Origin of the sequence: Rhodococcus sp. MS16 (assembly GCF_013277795.1) — a bacterium.
GTDB classification, from domain to species: domain Bacteria; phylum Actinomycetota; class Actinomycetes; order Mycobacteriales; family Mycobacteriaceae; genus Rhodococcus_F; species Rhodococcus_F globerula.
This window is the reverse complement of record NZ_VBTM01000005.1, coordinates 319209-340577: the sequence shown is the minus strand read 5'-3', so window position 1 is coordinate 340577 and position 21369 is coordinate 319209. Positions and strand designations below refer to the sequence as shown.

The 21369-nt window shown below is 61.9% G+C and carries 20 protein-coding genes; 6 read left to right on the top strand and 14 right to left on the bottom strand.

All coding sequences use genetic code 11. From position 1 onward, the window contains the following. Positions 1–28: 28 nt before the first annotated feature. Entirely contained in the window at positions 29–862 is an 834-nt protein-coding gene (locus FEZ60_RS14425; protein ID WP_033235572.1) for an alpha/beta fold hydrolase, read from the top strand. Between the two features lie 4 nt (positions 863–866). Here the strand turns inward: FEZ60_RS14425 and FEZ60_RS14420 are convergent, their stop codons facing one another. The 3 genes from FEZ60_RS14420 to FEZ60_RS14410 all read right to left on the bottom strand — a co-directional run bounded on the left by FEZ60_RS14420 (position 867) and on the right by FEZ60_RS14410 (position 5272). Next, a complete protein-coding gene (locus FEZ60_RS14420; protein WP_242484603.1) occupies positions 867–2918 on the bottom strand; it encodes a prolyl oligopeptidase family serine peptidase in 2052 nt (683 codons plus the stop codon). Between the two features lie 84 nt (positions 2919–3002). Further along, positions 3003–4049, bottom strand: a complete 1047-nt coding sequence (locus FEZ60_RS14415; protein WP_033235570.1) for an alpha/beta hydrolase family protein — start codon at positions 4047–4049, stop codon at positions 3003–3005. 176 nt (positions 4050–4225) lie between these two features. Continuing rightward, positions 4226–5272, bottom strand: coding sequence for an alpha/beta hydrolase family protein (locus FEZ60_RS14410; RefSeq protein ID WP_033235569.1), 1047 nt, complete (start codon positions 5270–5272; stop codon positions 4226–4228). A 223-nt stretch (positions 5273–5495) separates the two neighbouring features. Between FEZ60_RS14410 and FEZ60_RS14405 the strand changes: the two genes are divergently transcribed. From FEZ60_RS14405 to FEZ60_RS14395, 3 genes are all read left to right on the top strand, one after another. Further along, positions 5496–6482, top strand: a complete 987-nt coding sequence (locus tag FEZ60_RS14405) for a membrane dipeptidase (RefSeq protein WP_033235568.1) — start codon at positions 5496–5498, stop codon at positions 6480–6482. Between the two features lie 49 nt (positions 6483–6531). Next, complete coding sequence (gene lpdA / locus FEZ60_RS14400; protein WP_033235567.1) at positions 6532–7935, top strand: dihydrolipoyl dehydrogenase; 1404 nt, start codon at positions 6532–6534, stop codon at positions 7933–7935. A gap of 138 nt (positions 7936–8073) precedes the next feature. Next, a complete protein-coding gene (locus FEZ60_RS14395) occupies positions 8074–9066 on the top strand; it encodes an iron-siderophore ABC transporter substrate-binding protein (protein ID WP_116101780.1) in 993 nt (330 codons plus the stop codon). A gap of 41 nt (positions 9067–9107) precedes the next feature. Here FEZ60_RS14395 and FEZ60_RS14390 read toward each other — a convergent pair whose 3' ends face one another. Further along, positions 9108–9521 (bottom strand): helix-turn-helix domain-containing protein, encoded by a 414-nt coding sequence (locus FEZ60_RS14390; protein ID WP_033235565.1) that lies wholly within the window; start codon positions 9519–9521, stop codon positions 9108–9110. A 118-nt stretch (positions 9522–9639) separates the two neighbouring features. Here FEZ60_RS14390 and FEZ60_RS14385 point away from each other — a divergent pair, with 118 nt between their 5' ends. Next, entirely contained in the window at positions 9640–10491 is an 852-nt protein-coding gene (locus tag FEZ60_RS14385) for an SDR family oxidoreductase (RefSeq protein ID WP_172936339.1), read from the top strand. A gap of 52 nt (positions 10492–10543) precedes the next feature. Here FEZ60_RS14385 and FEZ60_RS14380 read toward each other — a convergent pair whose 3' ends face one another. Beyond that, positions 10544–12142 carry an MFS transporter gene (locus FEZ60_RS14380; RefSeq protein ID WP_116101777.1) on the bottom strand — a complete coding sequence of 533 codons (1599 nt, stop codon included), beginning with the start codon at positions 12140–12142 and terminating at the stop codon, positions 10544–10546. Positions 12143–12210: 68 nt separating this feature from the next. On the opposite strand from FEZ60_RS14380, the gene FEZ60_RS14375 reads away from it, so the two are divergent. Then, the gene (locus tag FEZ60_RS14375) at positions 12211–12786 is read left to right on the top strand and encodes a TetR family transcriptional regulator (protein ID WP_116101775.1); all 576 of its coding nucleotides are present in this window, start codon (positions 12211–12213) and stop codon (positions 12784–12786) included. Between the two features lie 7 nt (positions 12787–12793). Here FEZ60_RS14375 and FEZ60_RS14370 read toward each other — a convergent pair whose 3' ends face one another. From FEZ60_RS14370 to urtA, 9 genes are all read right to left on the bottom strand, one after another. Next, a complete protein-coding gene (locus FEZ60_RS14370) occupies positions 12794–13327 on the bottom strand; it encodes a carboxymuconolactone decarboxylase family protein (RefSeq protein ID WP_033235561.1) in 534 nt (177 codons plus the stop codon). Then, positions 13324–14496, bottom strand: a complete 1173-nt coding sequence (locus FEZ60_RS14365) for an MFS transporter (RefSeq protein ID WP_172936338.1) — start codon at positions 14494–14496, stop codon at positions 13324–13326. Before FEZ60_RS14365 ends, FEZ60_RS14370 begins: the two co-directional genes overlap by 4 nt. Before the next feature lie 10 nt (positions 14497–14506). Continuing rightward, positions 14507–15496, bottom strand: coding sequence for an LLM class flavin-dependent oxidoreductase (locus FEZ60_RS14360; RefSeq protein WP_033235559.1), 990 nt, complete (start codon positions 15494–15496; stop codon positions 14507–14509). 103 nt (positions 15497–15599) lie between these two features. Then, entirely contained in the window at positions 15600–16301 is a 702-nt protein-coding gene (locus tag FEZ60_RS14355) for a GntR family transcriptional regulator (protein ID WP_033235558.1), read from the bottom strand. 1 nt (position 16302) lies between these two features. After that, positions 16303–16995, bottom strand: coding sequence for an urea ABC transporter ATP-binding subunit UrtE (gene urtE / locus FEZ60_RS14350; protein ID WP_033235557.1), 693 nt, complete (start codon positions 16993–16995; stop codon positions 16303–16305). A 3-nt stretch (positions 16996–16998) separates the two neighbouring features. Then, positions 16999–17817 carry an urea ABC transporter ATP-binding protein UrtD gene (gene urtD, locus FEZ60_RS14345; RefSeq protein ID WP_033235556.1) on the bottom strand — a complete coding sequence of 273 codons (819 nt, stop codon included), beginning with the start codon at positions 17815–17817 and terminating at the stop codon, positions 16999–17001. After that, positions 17814–18920 (bottom strand): urea ABC transporter permease subunit UrtC, encoded by a 1107-nt coding sequence (gene urtC, locus FEZ60_RS14340; RefSeq protein WP_033235555.1) that lies wholly within the window; start codon positions 18918–18920, stop codon positions 17814–17816. The genes urtD and urtC overlap by 4 nt, the downstream gene beginning before the upstream one ends. Further along, entirely contained in the window at positions 18917–19801 is an 885-nt protein-coding gene (gene urtB / locus FEZ60_RS14335; protein ID WP_033235554.1) for an urea ABC transporter permease subunit UrtB, read from the bottom strand. Before urtB ends, urtC begins: the two co-directional genes overlap by 4 nt. Before the next feature lie 48 nt (positions 19802–19849). After that, positions 19850–21112, bottom strand: a complete 1263-nt coding sequence (urtA, locus tag FEZ60_RS14330) for an urea ABC transporter substrate-binding protein (protein ID WP_033235553.1) — start codon at positions 21110–21112, stop codon at positions 19850–19852. Positions 21113–21369 lie beyond the last annotated feature (257 nt).

Sequence of the window (21369 nt, the reverse complement as noted above, 5' to 3'; positions counted from 1 at the left end):
TGCCGTCGCGGTCGTTAGTGTGAGACGAATGGAGACCGTGCCGATCCAACTTCCCGATGGAACCGTCACTCCGATCCGCCTGTTTCCGGGACCGGTCGACGACGCTCCCGTCGTCGTGATGTTTCCCGGTCTCGGTGTGCCTGCTGGGTTCTACGATCCGGTGGCCGAAGCGTTGGTCACCGCGGGGTTCAACGCGGCGATCGGGGAATTGCGTGGCCAAGGCGACAGCCGGCCGCGACCAAGTGCGTCGTCGAGTTTCGGGTATCAGGAGTTGGTGTCGGTAGATTTCCCCGCCACCTTCGAAGTGGTGCGCGAAAGGTTCCCAGCGAGTACACCATTCCTGCTCGGTCACAGCATGGGTGGTCAGCTAGGGACGATGTACGCAGCGAGGATTCGCGGACGCCTCGGTGGGTTGATCCTGGTGGCGTCCGGTTCGCCGTACCACCGGGGCTTCCCGGGCATTCGCGCTCCGGGGTTGTATCTGGGTTCGTCGGCGATGTCGGTGACAGCCAACATCGCCGGGTTCTGGCCCGGTGATCGCCTGAGTGTCGGCGGCTTCGGGCGGCAGTCGAAAGTGTTGATCACCGACTGGGCCAGATTTGCGCGCACCGGCACCATCGAACCCGTCGGCGCAGACATCGACTACGAGGAGCGGATCGCCCGCCTGAACCTGCCGGTCCTGTCCGTCACCATCGACGGCGACGACCTTGCTCCGCGTCGATCCGCAAAGAACTTGGTGGACAAGCTCACCGGATCACAGGTGACGATGGTGCACGTCGACGAACCACTCGGTCACAACGGCTGGATCCGGAAACCGGATGCTGTGACCGAGTGCATCGTCGCCTGGCTGCGCGACCGCTGATCGCTCAGCTGAACTTCTGCCACAGGAATTCGTAGGTCAGCGCGGTCTTGTAGGCCAACTGCGCGTTGTCCGCGGCGCCGCCGTGCCCGCCTTCGATGTTCTCGAAGTACAGCACCGGCTTGCCCAGTTCCTCCAGGCGCGCGGCCATCTTGCGAGCGTGCGCTGGGTGGACGCGGTCGTCGCGAGTGGACGTCGCGATGAGGATCGGCGGGTACGAGCCGTCCGCGTCGATGTTCTGATACGGGCTGTACTGCGAGATGAAGGACCACTCGTCAGCGTTGTCGGGGTCGCCGTACTCCGCCATCCAGGATGCGCCGGCCAGGAGGAGATGGAACCGTCGCATGTCGAGGAGTGGAACCTGGCAGACTATGGCGCCGAACAGCTCTGGGTACTTGGTGAGCATGATGCCCATGAGCAGTCCGCCGTTGCTACCACCCTGGGCGGCCAACAATTCCGGTGTGGTGATGCCGCGGTCGACCAGATCGCGAGCGACAGCCGCAAAATCCTCGTGCACCTTGTGGCGTCCGGACTTGAGAACCTGTGTGTGCCAACCTGGCCCGTACTCGCCGCCGCCGCGGATGTTGGCCACGACGTACGTGCCGCCGCGAGTGAGCCAGGCCCGCCCGATGGAACCGCTGTACGACGGAGTCAGCGACACCTCGAATCCGCCGTAGCCGTAAAGAAGAGTGGGTCCGGGTGTGCTGTCTTCGGTGCCGACCACGAAGTAGGGGACCTGGGTACCGTCGGCCGAGGTTGCGAAGAACTGTTGCGTCACAATGTCTGTGGCATCGAAGAATGCGGGCGCAGACTTGACAACTGTGGGTTCGGATTCCCCGATGACTCCGTGCAGAAGCGTTGCCGGCGAGGTGTATCCGCTGGCGTTGAGGAAGTACTCGTTGCCGGAATCGGGATCGGTGTCCAGGATTTCGATGGTGGTGAGCTCGGGCAGGCCCTCGAAAGGCCTTTCTTCCCAAGTGTTGTCGGCGGGAGTCAGAATGCGCAGGGTGGTCCGGACGTCGGTCAGAACGACGAGAATCAGATGATCGCGGGTCCAGCTGTAGTGGTCGAGCGACGAATGATCGTCGGGCTCGAACAGGACCGTGAGTTCGCGAGCGCCCGCGAGGTAATCCTCGTATCGAGCGGCCAGCAAGGTGCCCGTTGCGTACTCGGTGTCCTCGACCGTCCACGGCGATTTGGTGCGAATCAGCAACCACTCGTGGTGAATCGAGATACCGGCGTCTTCGGGTGTGTCGATGAGAACGAGTTCGTCGTCGAGCGTGAGCTGGAACCGTCGTGAGTTGTAGAAATCGACGGAGCGGGTGACGAAGTCCCGCTCGAAGCCAGGCGTCGGATCATGTGATGCGGAGATCGCAACGTCGGTGCTTTCGCCCTCGTACAGCGTTTCGGCGCTGGAGAGGGGAGTGCCGCGCTTCCATCGCTGTGCGAGACGGGGGTAACCGGAATCGGTGAGTGATCCCGGCCCGGTATCGGTTCCGAGATACACGGTGTCGATGTCGATCCAGTCGATGTCGGTCTTGGCCTCGGGAAGGTAGAAACCTGCATCGGGTCCATCAGGAGAGAGGAATTGTCGTGTCTCCATGTCGAATTCGCGAACCACTGCGGCGTCGGCTCCACCGCGCGACAAACTGATCAAGGCGCGATCGCGGTGGGGGCGCAGCAACTGCGTGCCCTTCCAGACCCAGTTCTCGCCCTCGGCTTCGGCCAACGCGTCGAGGTCGACCAACACGTCCCACTCGGGGTTGTCGCTTTGATACTGCTCGAGCGTGGTCCGTCGCCACAATCCACGAATATTGGTGCCGTCGCGCCAGAAGTTGTACAGATACTCACCGCGGCGACGCACGTACGGGATGCGAGCGTCGGTGTCGAGGACTTCGCGGACATCCGATTGCATCTGCTCGAAGCGCTCACCGGTTGCGAGTTGTGCTTCGGTGACGGCGTTGTGCGCACGCACCCAGTCGAGAGCGGTCTCGCCCGTGACGTCTTCGAGCCACAGGTACGGATCGCTGTCGACGGGGGAGTTCTGATCGGATGTCATGGCTCCATTCTTACTGCTCCCCGCCGACAGCATTCGACCCCGCTCCCGAAAGGCAGTGGGAACGGGGCCGAAAAGTGGGTGGACTCAGACGTTCAGCGAACGCGCGATCATCGGCCACGAGTTGTGGAGATCGTCCTGCCAGTAGCCCCACGAGTGGGTACCGGTGGGCTTGAAGTCGAACTGCGCGGGGATCTGCAGCTGATTCAGACGGTAGGCCAGATTGTGGGTGCAGTAGTTGACCGCTGCCTCGATGAGGCCGCCCACAATGATCTGGTTGGCCAGATTGGCGGGTTCACCGTTCATCGCAGGGTTGGCGAGGGTGTCGTGCGGGCCGGGCAGACCGGAGCCGGTGGACACGTAGAGTTCGGTGCCGCGAAGCTTCTCGGCGTTGACAACCGGGTCGTTGTCGATCCAACCCTGACTGCCCACCGGGCCCCACATGTTCGCGATGTCAGCTCCACCACGGATGCCGGTGACCAGCTGAATAGCACCCTGGCCGACAGGAGTGCTGGTCTCGGCGCAACCGCTGTACGCGCCGACGCTCTTGTACAGACCGGGGGCTGCGATCGCGAGGTTGAGAACCGACGTGGCGGTCATGGAGATCGCGGAGATCGACTGGACCTTGTTGGTATTGAATTCGGCGTCGATGACGGGTGGGAGTTCCTGTGTCAGGAACGTCTGCCACTTCTGACGACCGAGTTCGGGATCGTCGTTGACCCAGTCGGTGTAGTAGCTGAATGCGCCTTCGAGCGGGGTGACGACGTTGAGGTTCTTGTCCTGGAAGAAGTTCATGACGTCGGTCTTGCGCTGCCACGTCGCAGAGTCTTCGCCGCCGCCTGCGCCGTTGAGGAGGTAGAGCGTCGGGCGCGGTGCGCTGTTGTCTGCGGGGAGGATGACCTCGAGCGGAATGTTGCGACCCATCGACGCCGAGTACACGGAGATCGTGGACTTGCGGCCATTGTCGCTACGGCTCGCGAGGTACGAACCGGAGGTACCCGATGTGGCTTGTGCCGTTGTGCCGGATGAGTCGCCGCCCGCGGAGGCGATGGCGGGACTGATCAGCATCGGGATCACGGACAGTGCTGCTACTGCAGCGACCAAACGTCCCCGCGTGAATGTACGAGCGCCCATACGATCTGAAACCTCCACTACGTGTGCCCCGGCGTGTGTCCGGGGTCGATGTCACTGGTCAGTAAACCAGAATTGCCATGGTCAGGGGAGCGTTTAATGGTTCCAGCATCCATGTAGCACACAACCCCGCTCTCCAAGTCGAGGAGAGCGGGGTCGAGTGCTTGAAGCTGGTGGTGTCAGACGCCCATGGAGTTGGCGATCATCGGCCACGAGTTGTGGAGATCGTCCTGCCAGTAGCCCCACGAGTGGGTGCCGGTGGGCTTGAAGTCGAACGTTGCCGGGATCTGCAGTTCGTTCAAGCGGTACGCGAGGTTGTGGGTGCAGTAGTTGACCGCTGCCTCGATGATGCCGCCGACGATGATCTGGTTGGCCAACACGCCGACCTGGCCGTCGACTGCCTCGTTGGCGAGGGTGTCGTGCGGGCCGGGCAGACCGGAGCCGGTGGAGACGTACAGCTCGGTGCCGCGGAGCTTCTCGGCGTTGACAACCGGGTCGTTGTCGATCCAGCCCTGTCCGTCGAGCGGGCCCCACATGTTGGTGACATCCGCGTCGCCGCGCATGCCGACAACCAGTTCGATGGAGCTCTGGCCGACCGGGGTGCTGGTCTCGGCGCAACCGCTGTACGCGCCGACGCTCTTGTAGAGGCCGGGGGCTGCGATCGCGAGGTTGAGCACCGAGGTGGCGGTCATGGAGATCGCGGAGATCGACTGCACCTTGTTGGTGTTGAACTCTGCGTCGATGACGGGCGGGAGTTCCTGTGTCAGGAACGTCTGCCACTTCTGAACACCGAGAGCCGGATCTTCGTTAACCCAGTCGGTGTAGTAGCTGAATGCGCCCTCGATCGGGGTGACGACGTTGACGTTCTTGTCATTGAAGAAGTCCATGACATCGGTCTGGCGCTGCCAGGTCGCGCGGTCTTCGCCGCCGCCTGCACCGTTGAGGAGGTAGAGCGTCGGACGCGGTTCGCTCGTGTCAGCCGGAAGGATGACCTCGAGGGGAATGTCGCGACCCATCGACGGCGAGTACACGGTGATCGTGGACTTGCGACCGTTGTCGGTGCGGCTCGCGAGGTACGAATCCGTCGAATACGCTGCGGGAGCGGTACGAGTTCCAGCGGTGTCACCACCGGCAGAAGCCATGGCCGGACTGACAAGCATCGGCAGCACGGACACCGCTGCAATCGCGGCGACCACACGGCCGCGCTTGAATGTACGAGAACGCATAGGCTTAAGAACCCTCCACCTGAATTACCTTGTAGATCCGCCCCGGGTGGAACGATCCTTCGTCGACACTTCTCCGTATGGGTTTTTGCATCCCGACGCATATAGAGCGTGCAAGTCTTGATCTTTCTACAGCATCGGCGCGCTATTCGCCAGTGAACCGAAGATTTGCTGAACGATTGACCAGTTTCGGATTGACCTAGCTGTTTACCTATATGCTCAACGGGTGAACCGGACATATCCGATCTGGGAACAGCACTGCTGCCTGCCTTTGCAGTCCAATGCCTCCATTGCGGAGCTATTGCGGTACCGGCGGCCTGAGGGCAGTTACGTTTCGGTCAATGTCGGTTATGCGCCTCACACACGTGCGGATTCAACCGCGCTGGTCAAGAGCTTTGCCTGGCAGGCGCGCGTCGAGTATCCGGAAATCACACCGGTCTCGACGATTCTCGATGTTGCCGACGTGCAGCGATCCGGCGGAATCGCGCTGGCATTCGACCTCGAGGATTCCAACCCACTGGACGGCGATCCCGACAACATCGCGTACTTCTACGATCTGGGCGTGCGGTCGATGTTGCCGACGTACAACCACGTCAACGCCGCCGGCTGTGGATGCCTCGACGCCGTCGACACAGGCTTGACTGCGTACGGCCGCGAACTCGTGGCCGAGATGAACCGCGTCGGCATGATGGTGGACGGCTCGCACTGCTCGACCCGGACCGGTCTGGATCTGGCCGCTGCCACGACACGTCCCATGATCTACAGCCATTCGAATCTCCGCAGATTGTGGGAGCACCCCCGAAACATCACCGACGATCAGGCCAAGGCGTGTGCCGACACCGGCGGAGTTATCGGGATCAACGGCGTGGGAATCTTCCTCGGCGTCAACGGCCCCGACGACAACAAAGCCAGGCTCGAGGCGATGGCCGATCACATCGAGGAAGCCGTCGGACTCGTCGGTGTCGATCACGTCGGGATCGGTTCGGACTATTCGTTCGACGCGGAGGACTTCCTCGACGAGATACACAATCACGCGGCGTCGTTCTCCGAGGCGTACACCGCGTGGGGACCGCTGCAGTGGGTTCCGCCGGAAGACACCCTCACCTTGGACGTCGTTCTGCGTCGGCGCGGTTTCGACGAGTCCTCGATCGAAGCGATCTACGGCGGAAATTTCGCCCGAGTTGCCGCAGAAGTTTGGTCTACTGGCCGGTAAGGCGACCATCCGGGGACAGGAAAACGATGCAGGACTACCCTGTTACATCGTGACCTCACACTATGACGTCGTTGTCCTCGGAGCCGGCCCCGGTGGGTACGTCGCTGCTATCCGCGCGGCACAACTGGGCCTGAGCACTGCCATCATCGAGCAGAAGTACTGGGGCGGTGTGTGCCTGAACGTGGGCTGCATCCCGTCCAAGGCGCTTCTCCGCAATGCCGAACTCGCGCACATCTTCACAAAAGAAGCGAAGACGTTCGGCATGTCCGGAGACGTGTCCTTCGATTTCGGCTCCGCCTTCGATCGCAGCCGCAAGGTTGCCGACGGGCGAGTCAAGGGCATCCACTTCTTGATGAAGAAGAACAAGATCGCCGAATTCGACGGCAAAGGCACGTTCGCCGACGCCAACACCATCAACGTCGAGCTCAGCAAGGGAGGCACCGAGACGATCACGTTCGACAACGCGATCATCGCCACCGGTTCCTACACCAAGCTGCTGCCGGGCACCTCGCTGAGCGAGAACGTGGTGACCTACGAAGAGCAGATCCTCACCCGCGACCTGCCGGGCTCGATCCTCATCGTCGGCGCCGGCGCGATCGGCATGGAGTTCGGTTACGTCCTCAAGAACTACGGCGTCGACGTGACGATCGTGGAGTTCCTCGACCGGGCACTGCCCAACGAGGACGCCGACGTCTCGAAGGAAATCGCGAAGCAGTACAAGAAGCTCGGCGTCACCATCAAGACCGGCGCCGCTGTCCAGTCCATCAGTGACGACGGCAGCAAGGTCAGCGTTTCGATCAAGGACAACAAGTCCGGCGAGATCGAAACCGTGGTCGTCGATAAGGTTCTGCAGTCCGTCGGATTTGCACCGCGCGTGGAGGGCTTCGGCCTCGAGAACACCGGCGTCGCCCTCACCGACCGCGGCGCCATCGCGATCGACGACTACATGCGCACCAACGTCGAGAACATCTTCGCCATCGGTGACGTCACCGCCAAGCTGCAGCTTGCACACGTCGCGGAGGCGCAGGCCGTCGTTGCAGCCGAGACCATCGGCGGCGCAGACACGCAGACGCTCGGTGACTACCGGATGATGCCGCGTGCGACGTTCTGCCAGCCGCAGGTCGCGTCCTTCGGGTTGACCGAGGAGCAGGCCAAGGCCGAGGGCTACGACATCAAGGTCGCGAACTTCCCGTTCGCAGCGAACGGCAAGGCCCACGGTCTCGGTGACCCGACCGGTTTCGTCAAGCTGATCGCCGACACCACACACGGCGAACTGCTCGGTGGACACCTCATCGGACCGGACGTCTCGGAACTGCTGCCCGAGCTGACCCTGGCCCAGAAATGGGACCTCACGGTCAACGAGTTGGCACGCAACGTCCACACCCACCCCACACTCAGTGAGGCGCTGCAGGAAGCGATCCACGGCCTCGCCGGCCACATGATCAACTTCTAGGTAGGGCCTGCGGCCCCCGTGCGTCTTTCTGGTAGCTCACGCAACCAGAAAGGCGCACGGGCCTTTTTGTATTGCCAACACGCCAGATCGCGACTTCGAGTCCAGGTCTGAGCTGACGGCGCACTAGCGTCCCGATTCATGAAAACTCGTTGTGTACTGCTCGCGGCCGCTCTGGCTCTCGGTCTCACCGCGTGTGGAAGCTCGGCCGGTACCGAGTCGACCGCGGCTTCGACGGCATCCGCCGAAGCCGGCGCCTTTCCGGTGACAGTCGACCACGCCTACGGTTCGACCACGATCGATGCCGAACCCATGCGGATCGTGACCATCGGATGGAGCAGCCAAGATTCGGTGCTTGCCCTGAACAAGGTGCCCGTCGCGATGGAGAGCTTCTCGGGCGACGGTGTCGAGAACAACATATTGCCTTGGGACGCTTCAGTGTTGAACGGCGCGACGCCGGTTCTGATGACCACCAATCCGGATGTGCCGTTCGAGCAGATCCTTGCCCTCGATCCCGACCTGATCCTTGCCGTGTATTCGGGGATCACCGCGGAGAAATATCAGCGACTGAGTGACATCGCGCCCACCGTCGCATTTCCCGATCAGCCCTGGGACACCGCCTGGGACAAGCAGATGAGCATGATCGGTGCAGCGCTCGGGCAGCCCGCACGCGCACAGGAGTTGATCGACGACACCGGGGCGTATTTCGAGCGGCAAGCCGCCGAGCATCCGCAATTCGAGGGCAAGACGGCAACATACGCGATGCGCACCGACGAGGGCCTGATCGTGTTCTGCAACACCGATCCTCGCATCCGACTGCTGGGTCAACTCGGGCTGAAGACCTCGCCCGGGGTCGACGCGGTGTGCACGTCCGGCGACAGTTCGGTGTCCGTGGGGATGGAGTCCATCGAAACCCTCGACGCGGACGTCTTCATTCTGGTTGACGCCGACGGCACCAATCTCGACAAGCTGATGGCCTTCGGTCCGTTTGCCAACATGACCTCGGTGTCGAACGGCCGGATCGTTCGCCTCGTCGGAATGGACTACGCGATGGCAACGTCAGCGCCGACGGTCTTGAGCGTCCCGTATGCGTTCGACGAGTTCATCGCTCAGCTTTCGGGGGCGCTCGACTGACTCTCAGGCTTACCGATTGCGGGCCTCCCTGATTGCGGGCGTCACTGATTGCGGGCGTCGTAAGACTCTTGTGACGCAATGATTGTCGGCACGCGGGATTCGAGCAATTCGATCAGGGCGGTGATCTTGCCGGCCACGTCTGCGCCGAGTTCGGTCAGGCTGTATTCCACTTTGGGCGGGATGGTTTCGAGCACTTCACGGTGCACGAGACCATCCCGCTCCAGTGTCTGCAGGGTCTGCGAGAGCATGCGCTCGCTGACGCCGTCGACGCGTCGACGTAGTGCGCTGAACCGGTAGGGGCCTTCGTGGAGTGCTGCCAATGCAAGTGCGCCCCAGCGGCCGGTTGCGTTCTGGAGCGCTGCCCGAGAATTGCATCCGCGAGCGAACACATCGGCCTCGAGGGTGGGATCCTGATCTGTTTCGGCAGCACAGGCAGGGGTATCGGTGCTGGTCATGTCCCCAGGTTACTACTAAACATACCGATAGCGCTAACTTTCCGGGTTGCACTTACGAATAATTAGTGCATGATGGTTGCAGAGCACATTTACGCTTCAACCTAAAACGGGAGTTCGCATGAGCATCGCAGTCACCGGAGCAACGGGAAACCTCGGACAACTTGTTGTCGAGGCACTGATCACGCGGGGAACACCCGCGTCGGACATCGTCGCCGTGGTTCGTAATCCGGAGAAGGCGGCGGATCTCGCAGCCCGCGGCGTGGTGGTTCGCAAGGCCGACTACACCGACGCCGCCGCATTGGAAGCGGCCTTTGCCGGCGTCGACAAAGTGGTGCTGATCTCGGGCAGTGAGGTGGGCCAGCGGCTTGCGCAGCACACAAACGTCATCAACGCAGCGAAAGCTGCGGGCGTTGGATTCATCGCGTACACAAGCATTTTGGACGCTCAGGATACGCCGATGAAGCTCGCAGCCGAGCACAAGGCAACCGAAGATGTTCTGGCTGCCAGCGGCATTGCCTTTGCGCTCCTGCGCAACGGTTGGTACTGGGAGAACTTCCTCAATGACCTGGCCGGCGTTATCGAGCGCGGCGCGGTGGCCGGAGCGGGCGCTGACGGAAAGATCGCCGCTGCATCGCGGGCCGACTACGCCGACGCTGCCGCAGTTGTCGTCACCACGGACGGCCACGAAGGCGCAGTCTACGAATTGGGTGGTGACGAGCGTCTGACGTATGCCCAGTTCGCGGAGAAGGTCAGCGAATTTGCCGGCAAGCCTGTCGTGTATCAGTTTGTGCCGGAGGAGGCATACAAGGGCATTCTCGAGAGCGTCGGACTGCCCGCCCCTGTCGCAGAGATTCTCGCGGATTCCGACGCTGCAATCGCCAAGGGAGCGCTGGACACCGAGTCCGGTGATCTGCAGAAGTTGATCGGCCGCGCCAGCACGCCGGTGGCTGAGGTTCTGAAGAAGGCGTAACCGCCGGTGCGCCTTTCTGGTAGCGGGAACTACCAGAAAGGCGCACAGGGGTTTACCCCATATGGACAGCGCCCTCAGCGGGGAGGTCGCCCTTCTTGGCGCGGACGAGCACCACAACGACGGGTGCGATGATCGCCAACAGGATTGCCGCCCAACCGAATGCGGCGGTGTATCCGGAGACCTCGGCGCCGAAGACGTAGTCGGTCATCGAGGCGATGAAGTCCTGCACCGGCTGGGGGAGCAGAGCCAATTCGTCGCCGGTCGGAACGGTCGCGTTCGACATGTCGACTGGAATGCCTTCCGGGGGGATCGGCGCCGCGTTGTCGGTGGTGAATGCAGACTTGGCCGACGCGTAGATCGTGGTGAAGAGTGCGGTTCCCAGTGCGCCGCCGATCTGCAGCGTTGCGTTGACGAGGGCGCTGGCTGCGCCGGCGTCGTGGTCGGGAACACCGATCAGTGCAAGGTTCTGCATGGGCACCATCAGCAGGCCCAAACCGAAGCCGAAGATGGCAAGACCCGGGAACACGTGGGTCCAGTAGGAGCTGTGGACCTCGATCTGAGTGAGCATGAGTAGTCCGACTGCGGCAACCAGGGGGCCGGCAACCATGAGCGGCTTGGGGCCGATCTTGGTGGACAGCTGGGCGGCGGCGGTGGATGCAAGCACGATGAAGAAGGCCATCGGCAGCGAGCCGACGCCGGCCATGACGGGGCTGAATCCGAGCACGATCTGCAGGTAGAACGTCAGGTACAACGTGCCGCCGAGAAGCGCTGCGCCGACGAGCATGGACCCGATCAGTGCGGCGCCGCGGTCGCGGTGCCACGGAACGCTCAGTGGCAGAAGCGGATTCTTGCTACGGCTCTCGACGACCACGAACAGTGCCAGGAAGACCAAGCCCAAAGCGATGAACAGGAGGGTATCGGTCTGACCCCACCCGTGCTCGGCGCGCGTGAATCCGTAGACCAGGGATCCGAGTCCGAGTGCGATGAGGACGGCGCCGGGAAGGTCGTAGCTCGTGTCGCCGTGTGCCTTGGTTTCCTTGACGATCGGGACGGCAGCAGCAATCGCGATGAGCGCGATCGGGATGTTCACGAGCAGGCACCAGCGCCAGTCGACGTACTGAGTCAGGACGCCGCCGAGCAGCAGGCCGATCGCTGCGCCACCACCGGAAATCGCGCCGTAAACGGCAAAAGCCTTGGCGCGCTCCTTTTCTCCGATGAAGGTGGTGGTGAGCATCGAGAGCGCGGCGGGCGCGAGCAGTGCCGCGAAGACGCCCTGCCCGGCGCGGGCGATGAAGAGTTCGATACCGGACTGGGCGATCCCGCCGATGCCTGACGCCACGGCAAAGCCGGCCATGCCGACGATGAAGGAACGCTTACGTCCCCAGTAGTCGGCGATGCGTCCACCGAGCAGAAGCAGTGCGCCGAATGCCAGCGCGTACGAGGTGACAACCCAGGCGCGATCGAGGTCGCTGATTCCGAGTTCTGCCTGCGCGGCGGGCAGGGCGATGGAGACGATGGTGCCGTCGAGCACCACCATGAGTTGTGCAAACGCGACGATGCAGAGCACCAGCCAACGTCGTTGATGATTCGGGTTTTCGGAGATCGCCGGAGACGGCGGCGTTGCGCCGCTTTCGACGTCAGTGGTGGTCATCGTTACAAGGTAAGTGAGCGCTTCTTCGAGAGTCAAACGAAATAGTTCGTTCGGTTACGATAATCACTATGGCTCCCACAGATGTGACCGCAACGAAGCAGCGAATCCTTGACGCAGCGCTAGAAGAATTCGGCACCTACGGACTCGCCGGCGCACGGATCGATCGCATCGCGAAGAACGGCAACGCCAGCAAGGAACGGCTTTATGCGTACTTCGGTGACAAGGTGGCGCTCTTTCACGCCGTGCTCGACGCGGATTTTGTCGAAGCCATGGAATGCGTGGAGTGGGTGGGCGGGGACATGCCGCAGCATGCTGTCGAATTGTTCGATGCCATGACCCGAAAGCCGCACATCCAGCGCATGATGATCTGGGGCCAACTGCAAGGTGAAGGCCCGCGGATGCGTAAGCAAGCCGAAGAGCACTCCAGTTGGCTCCCGCGGATGGCTGCGATCCGCAAGGCTCAGGACGACGGCGGCATCGCAGCGCACTGGAATCCGGAAGACCTCATCACCTTGATCTTCGGCCTCGTCTTTGCTTGGGTGGTCGCACCCGGCATCATCGACAATCAATCCGTGGACGCGCAGGAACTCGCGCGCCGCCGTGAAGTGGTGCGGGAAGCGACAATTCGTATTTGCAAACCCTGATGGCCGGCTACGAAAAATCGCGTTGGACGCGCAACGTCGCGATAGTGGTAGCCAAGCCGTCGTATTGGGTGACCAGCAACGTGAATTCGATGAGCCGACGGTCGTCGAGGTGCTGGGACAACATGTTCCAGGTCACGTCGGTGACGTCTTTGGTGGTGACCAACTCGTCGACCGCGGTCAAGATCGCGTGGTGACGAGAACTCAACCCGGAAGCGTTGGGGCCCTCGATAATTCGGGCAAGCTCCTGGGCGTCGATTCCAGCCTTTCGGCCGAGCCTGATGTGGTGATCCATTTCGTAGTCGCACTGCCTCAGGTGTGCGACGCGCAGGATGATCAGTTCGGTGTCGTGGCGTGAGATCCTGCCGCCGGGCATCAGTGACCCGGAGTAGTGCAGCCAACCTCGGAACAGGCCGCCGGTCCGACCTAACGTGCTGAACAGGTGTGCGTCCGGTGCGCCCGCGGCTTTCGAGAGGACACGCCAGATTCCCCAGTTGATCGGGCCAAGTTCTTTGAATCGGCCTGGCCGGATGCGTGCGGTCATGACGCGTACTCCTCGAGTGTCGTGGGTTGATACGACGCTAACACTGCCCGGAATCGGATTACGGCAACCAGCGCGGCAAGTGCGGCGAGAACGAGCATCGGTATCGACGGTCCCAGGCTCGGTTCGAGGACAACCAGCAAGACCGGCAGTCCGAAGCCGAGGTACGTGCCGACGTAGAAGATGCCCGTCAATGTTCCGCGTGACGCCGGTGGCGCAAGGGTTTCGAGGTCGAGGAGACCACTACGCAGGCACAGGCCGTATGCGGTTCCGAGCGTGAGGGCGCACACGACAAACAGGGCAAGCGGCGGGTGGGCTCCGCCGGCTGCGACGAGGCAGTATCCGAGCGCGGCTAGTCCGGCACCGGCGCTTCCGGCCTGCCTGCCCCAATCGCGATGACGGGCAATGGTTTGAACGATGATGCCCGCGCCGAGTGTGAGTGCTGCGGCTATTCCGGGGAGTAGTGGTCCGGAGTATCGATCGCCTAGTCGCGCGGACATCGTCACGAATGAGACTGTCGCACTGGCAAACACCCAGGGCGCGAGCGGTAGCGCCCAGATCAAGGCCGAGCGGACGGATCGTTCCCCGTCGGCCGGTAACGGGAGCACTGCCGAAGGTGAGGTCGGTGTTCGACTCCACATCGCCGCGGCGGCAACGGAACAGACGGACAGCAGCGCCGAGACGACAAAGGGCGTGGCCAATGGAAAGGCCGCGAACTGGGCCATCAGGCCGGAGAACAAGGGACCCAAGGCGAAACCGGAAGTGAGGACAACGCCGGCCATCACGGTTCCGGCTTTGCCGCGCAGATCAGCGGCCCAGGCTGTGCCGGCGCCGATTGCCAGACCGGCGCCGACGCCGACCACAAGACGGCCAACCAGGAGGCCGGAAGTGTTGTGCCACAGCAAGAGAAATACCGTGCCCAGCGACGCCACCAGAGCTCCTGGCAGGACAACGGCTGCTCGTCCGACACGATCGGACAGCACACCACCGGTCAACAGTCCGGGCAGCAGACCCAGCGCGTAGATGCCGAACACGCCGTCGAGAACGGCGTGCGAGAGTCCCTCGTGTTCCCGCAGTACCGGGATGAGGGAGGCAAAGTGGTTGGCGGCCCACCCCGTCGACAGAAGTACGGCAAGTACCGAGATGAACCCGCGACGGGATGGATCGCCCATGCCCCGCAGCTTAGGCGGGCACCAGGTTGCTGACGTCGGCGAGTAGTTCGAACGTGCGCAGCCACGCGGCGCGGTTGGTGCCGGTTGAGACGGTGATCAACTCGTCGGCCTGCGCATGCTCGGTGAATTCGTCCAGGTACGTGCGGACTTCTGCGGGTGTGCCGACGGCGCTGTACCTGGCCATTTGCAGAACCTGTTGACCGGCGGGGGAGTCGAGCAACATGTCGGCCTCGTCGTCGGTGAACGTGCGGCCACGGCCGAGGAGCAAGCTGACGCGGTTGCGCTTGGATTCGAGGAACTCTTGCTGAGCCTGCTCGGTGGTATCGGCGGCGATGACATTGACGCCCGCGATCACGTACGGCTCCGCCAACTGTTCCGACGGCTTGAACTCCCGGCGGTAGATGGTCACGGCGTCGCGAAGAGCGTTAGGCGCGAAGTGTGACGCAAACGCGTAGGGAAGGCCGAGCATCGCGGCAAGTTTTGCGCCGAACAGTGACGAACCGAGGATGTAGAGGGGGACATGGGTGCCCTTGCCTGGCACCGCGCTGATGCCCGGAATGCGCGAGGTGTCGCCAAGATATCCCTGAAGTTCGAGGACATCCTGCGGGAAGCTGTCGGACGAACTGGGGTCGCGGCGCAGGGCCTGCATCGTCTTCTGATCGCTGCCGGGTGCGCGTCCGAGGCCAAGATCTATGCGTCCGGGGTGCAGTGTCTCGAGCGTGCCGAACTGTTCGGCAATGGTGAGCGGTGCGTGGTTGGGGAGCATGATGCCACCAGCGCCAAGTCGGATCTTGGTGGTGTGAGTTGCAACGTGGCCGATCAGGACACTGGTCGCGGACGACGCGATGGAGCCCATGTTGTGGTGCTCGGCGTACCAGATTCGCTGGTAGCCCCACTCCTCGGCTCGCTGCGCCAGCGTGACACTGGCGTCGAAGCTGTCTTTGGCGGTCTCGTTCTGGCCGATGTGCGCAAGATCGAGGATGGAGAGTGGAACCGACATGAAGTGGGCACCTTTCGAGGCGGCAGAAAACAGTTGTTGTGAGGTGCAACCGCCGCGAGTGCATTCCTATTTCCTCACCACCCGAAAAATCGAAACGCGCCCGTCAGTATCGAACCGCACTCGCCAGTGCCGCCAACGACAACGCCTGCCGCGCGTGCTCGACAACCACGAGCCTGCCGTCGTCGATGTGCGCCCGCAACGACTCGAACGCTTGTGGCAACTTGTTGTCGAGAACAAGTTCAGCTATCGCGATGTGCTCGTCGATCGTCGCTTCGATCCCGGCCGGCGTCAGGTAGTCGAACATCCGTACCGGCCGGATTTTGGCATTGACGGTTGCCAAGGCCTCCGTCAGTGCGGGGTTTCCGGCCGATACAAGTAGTGCCGTGTGAAACTCCTCGTCGAGAGTGACAAAGCTGGAGTCCGGTTCGAGCGAATGGGTGCGCAGCGCATACCACTTTTCGAGTTCAGCACCCAGAATATCTGCGTCGTGACGGGCGTACTCCGTATCGATGACTCGGCGAATTCCCTGTAGTTCGAGCAATATTCGTAGCTCGTACAATCCGTTGAGATCTTCCAGGCGTGGCCGATAAGGATACAGCCCATGCTCGCCGCGTTGAACCAAACCGTCGGATTGCAAGCGGGCCAGAGCTTCTCGCACCGGAGTTCTCGATACTCCGTAGATCTGCGCGAGTCGCTCCTCGCTCAGTCGTTCCGTCGGCGTGATCTTCCCGGCCATCAGATCGGCCCGGATCGACTGATACACCTGATCCCGCAGCGATCCGGTCGAATGTTCGACGGCGGACATGTCAGATGGCCATCGCTCGTCGGACGGCATCGGTGGATGTAGTGCCTCCCTCTCCGGTCGACGTCACATGACCGGCCGCGAGAACGCTGTAGTGCTGCGCTGACTGGAGCGCGAACCCGATGTGCTGTTCGACCAGGAGGACTCCGAGATCGCCGCGATTGGTGAGGTCGATGATGGTGCGTTCGATCTCGGCGACGACGTTGGGTTGGATGCCTTCGGTGGGTTCGTCGAGGATCAGAATCTTCGGTTCGGTGATGAGGGCGCGGGCGATGGCGAGTTGCTGTCGCTGCCCACCCGACAGCAAGCCGGCTCGGCGGTCGAGCAGTGTGGTCAGCGCGGGAAACATATCCAATGCTTCTGCAATCAGCGCCTTTCCGCGTTTGCGGCCGTCCGCGACAACCTGAAGGTTCTCGGCCGTGGTGAGTTGGCCGAAGGATTGTTGTCCTTGGGGGACATAGGCGAGGCCGCGGGTGACGCGGGCGCTCGGACGCAGTGTCGTGATGTCTTCGCCGTTCAGGAGGATCGTTCCACTGGTCGGTTTGATCAACCCGACAGCGGCTCGGAGCAACGTCGTCTTTCCGGCGCCGTTGTGGCCCATGACGGCGGCGACACCGTTGCCCGGAACGGTGAGCGAGATTCCGTGGATGACCTCGGTGCGTCCGTATCCGGCGCGGACGTCCTTGATTTCAAGCATGATTCACTCCTCGCCGTGAGGCACAGCCGCAGCGGTGCCGAGGTAGACCTCTTGGACTTTGGGATCGGCCTGAACCTGCGCGACAGTTCCTTCCGCAAGAACCTTGCCTGCTGCGAGGACGGTGACCGAGGTGGCAAATGCTCGCATGAAGTCCATGTCGTGCTCGACGACAACCACGGTGCGCGCACCACCGATACGACGCAGGAGGTTGCCGGTTTCCTCGCGTTCTTCCAGGCTCATTCCGGCGACGGGTTCGTCGAGTAGAAGTACCGAACAGTTCTGTACCAGAAGCATTCCGATCTCGAGCCACTGCTTCTGCCCGTGCGCGAGGATTCCGGCGGGTGTATCGCGTAGAGCTTCGAGTCCGGTGGTTTCGAGGGCTTCCTCGATCTCGGGGAGAACGGATTTGCGGGTGCGCAGCAACTCCCACGGGGAGCGTCCCGCACCGGCAGCGATGTCCAGGTTTTGCAGAACGGAGAGTTCTTCGAAGACGCTGGCGGTCTGGAAGGTGCGCCCGACCCCGAGACGGGCGATCTTGTGAACCTTCTTGCCCAGCAACTGTTCACCGGACTTGGTGATCGAACCCGTCGCCGGTACCAGTCCGGTGATGGCGTCGACAAGGGTGGTCTTCCCGGCGCCGTTGGGTCCGATCAGAAAGCGAAGGTCACCCTGCATCAGTGTCAGGTCCACACTGTCGACGGCTTTGAATCCGTCGAAGCTGACACTCAAGTTCCGCACTTCCAGGTATTCGGAGGACATTCCGGCATTGCCGCCCAATACGGGGTTCGGTGCGCTTGTGTCGGTTGTACCGGTGCTGGTCATACGGACACCTCCACAGTTTCCGGTTCGCTGATTTTCGGTGTTTCGGGGGTGGTCTTTTCACGCTTGCGGCGGTGGCGCAGGAGCGCAAAGAGTCCGGCGACTCCGGCGGGGAAGAACCCGACGACAACGATGAACATCAGACCCTGGGCATAGATCCAGCCGGACGGCATCTTCTCGGAGAAGGCCGACTGAGCCCAGGCAACACCGATGGCACCGAGCACGGGGCCGAGAAGCGTTGCGCGGCCGCCGATCGCCACGCCGATGAGGAAGGCGATGGAGGGGACGATTCCGACGTCGGCGGGGGAGATGATGCCGACGATGGGCACGAACAATGCTCCGGCGATACCGGCCAGGAATGCGGCGGTGACGTAGGCGACCAGCTTGATGTTGGCAGGGTCGTACCCGAGGAAGCGCACGCGCTCTTCCTGATCTCGCACTGCGACAAGCAGTTCACCGTAGCGTGAGTTCATCAGTTGCCGGATCAGGGCGACGGAGGCGAGGAGCACTCCGGAGGCGATGAAGAACAGCATCTGCTTGTTGGCGGGGTCGTTGAGGTTGAAGCCGAAGAACGTGCGGAAACGGTTGAGTCCGTTGCTGCCGCCGATGGTCTGCTGACCGATCAGCAGGATGGCGAATGCCGCTGCGAGAGCTTGCGAGAGGATCGCGAAGTATGCACCCTTGACGCGTCGTTTGAAGACGCCGAGTCCGAGGAGAAACGCGACGGTCGCGGGCAGGAACAGTACCGCGAAGATCGCGACGAACGGGGAGGCAAACGGCTGCCAGTAACCGGGCAGCTCGGTTTTGCCGGCGATCGCCATGAAATCGGGTACCGCGTCACCTTTGAGTTCGGCGTCGGCGATCTTGAGGTGCATTGCCATGACGTAGGCGCCGATGCCGAAGAACACACCTTGGCCGAGGGTGAGCATTCCGCCTCTGCCCCAGGCGAGTCCGATGCCTACTGCGACGATCGCGAAGCACAGGAACTTTCCCAGCAGGGAGAGCCGGAAGTCGGAGAGCACGGCTGGGGCCAGTCCGAACAGGATGATCGCGGCGAGCGCGAATCCGCCCCAGACCCGGATTCGGGGATTGGTCAGGACGCTCATACGAGGCTCCTTGTCTTGACTGCAAACAGTCCCTGGGGACGCACTTGGAGGAAGACGACGATGATGACGAACAAGATGACCTTGGCAATCGATGCGGTGGTGGAGTACTCGATGAAGGAGTTCAGGATGCCGAGTGCAAACGCGGCGATCACTGCGCCCTTCATCTGTCCGAGTCCGCCGACGACCACAACCAGGAACGCGTCGATCAGATACGACTGCCCGATGGTCGGGCTGGTGGAACCGATCAGGGTCAGGGCGACACCGGCAACGCCGGCGAGGCCGGATCCGAGGAAGAAGGTGGTGATATCGGTACGGCGGGAAGATATTCCGCTGGTCTCGGCCAGATCGCGGTTCTGGACTACGGCGCGGATGCGCCTACCCATCGACGACTGCTTGAGTGCCAGAGACAATGCGATCACTGCCGCGATTGCCAGCACCAGAATGAAGATGCGGGTTTTCGGAACTACGGCGCCGAGGATGTCGACACCGCCCGAAAGCCAGGACGGTGCGGTGGTGTTGACGGCAGGCGCACCGAAGATGTCGCGCGCCAACTGCTGAAGGATCAGTCCGACGCCGAACGTCACCAACAACGTGTCGAGCGGGCGGTGGTACATCCGTGACACCAGAAGCACTTCCAGGGCCACACCCATCAATCCGCCGACGATGAAACCGACCAGTAGAGAGATGATCAACGAACCGGTTGCATTGGAGATTACCTGCTGCACAACGTAGGCCGTGTACGAGCCGGCCATGATGAACTCGCCGTGGGCCATGTTGATGACACCCATTTGGCCAAACGTGAGCGATAGTCCCAATGCAGCCAACAACAGAATCGAGCCGATGCTCAAACCTGTGAACAGCTGTCCGATCACAACATCCATGACAGACGTTCCACCTCTCTACCAGTCGGTTTCATTGCGGTCAGGTTGTTACTTGCTGGCGCCGAGACCTGAGGCCCACGGGTAGCTCTCGAGGTACGGGTCGGGCTCGATCGGCTGACCGGAATCCCAGACGGTGTAGATCAGTCCGTCGCTTCGGATTTCGCCGATGCGGGCGGTCTTGGTGATGTGATGGTTGTCGCCGTCGATGGTGACGAGGCCTTCGGGGGCTTCGAAGGTGACCCCGTCGGCGTTGTCCTGAATATCCTTGACAGCAAAGGAATTGGCCTTCTCGGCCGTGTTCTTCCACAGGTACACCGACGTGTATGCAGCTTCCATGGGGTCGGACGTCGGCTTGTTCTGGCCGTACTTCGCCTTGTATGCCGCGACGAACTTGTTGTTTTCCGGGGTGTCGATGGTCTGGTAGTAGTTCCAGGCCGTCAGCTGTCCTTCGACGTTCTGCACGCCGATGCCGCCGACCTCTTCCTCTGCGATGGACACCGAGACGACAGGCATGTCGGCCGGCTTCAGCCCCACATTGGTGTACTCGCGGAAGAACGCGACGTTCGAATCGCCGTTGAGCGTGTTGAATACGGCGTCGGCGTCAGCCGTGCGCACCTTGTTGACGATGGTGGAGAAGTCGGTCGAACCGAGCGGCGTGTAGTCCTCGCCCTTGATCTCGATGCCGTTTGCTTCCGCGTACGCCTTGATGATGCGATTGGCGGTCTGCGGGAAGACGTAGTCACTTCCGACCAGGTAGAGGGACTTGACGCCCTTTTCCTTCAGGTAGTCCAGTGCCGGGATGATCTGCTGATTGGTCGTAGCGCCGGTGTAGAAGATGTTCTTGGAATCCTCGAGGCCCTCGTACTGAACGGGGTAGTAGAGGAGCGAATTATTGTCTTCGAAGACCGGGAGCATGGCCTTACGGCTCGACGACGTCCAGCCGCCGAAAACTGCTGCGACACAGTCGCTGCTGATGAGCTTCTCCGCCTTTTCTGCGAATACCGTCGGCTCGGATGCGCCGTCCTCGGCGACGATCTGAACCTTTTTGCCCAAAACGCCACCGGCGTCGTTGATCTCCTGAACTGCGAGTGCAATCGAATCGCGCACTGTCACTTCACTGATGGCCATGGTGCCGGACAACGAGTTGAGTGAACCGACCTTGATCGTGTCGCCGGAGGTGTCGACGCACGATGCTGCCGTGGTGTCACCCGACGTTGTATCAGAGGCTTTGCTTCCGCAACCGGTGAGTACCAAACCCAGAGCTGCAAGAGCTGCCGGAGCGGCGAGGGTGCGCTTCGAGAAGGTTCGCATAGACGGGCCTTTCGTCTTCATGACTTCAGTACCTGGCTTTTCACCTACGTGAAAACAGGCGCGTGGCTACAGGTACGTGGCTTCGGGGAACGGACTACCGGATGTGATGTATCCGGCTCGCGTATACGGCGTTGTATTCGTCGATGCGGATGAGCGTAGGGAGAACTTGTTTCTGAAAGAAATAGACTCGATCACCATCGTGTGTCCGATATGACGGTTTGATGAACGAGTGCTCACTCCGCAGGTCAGAGCAGGCT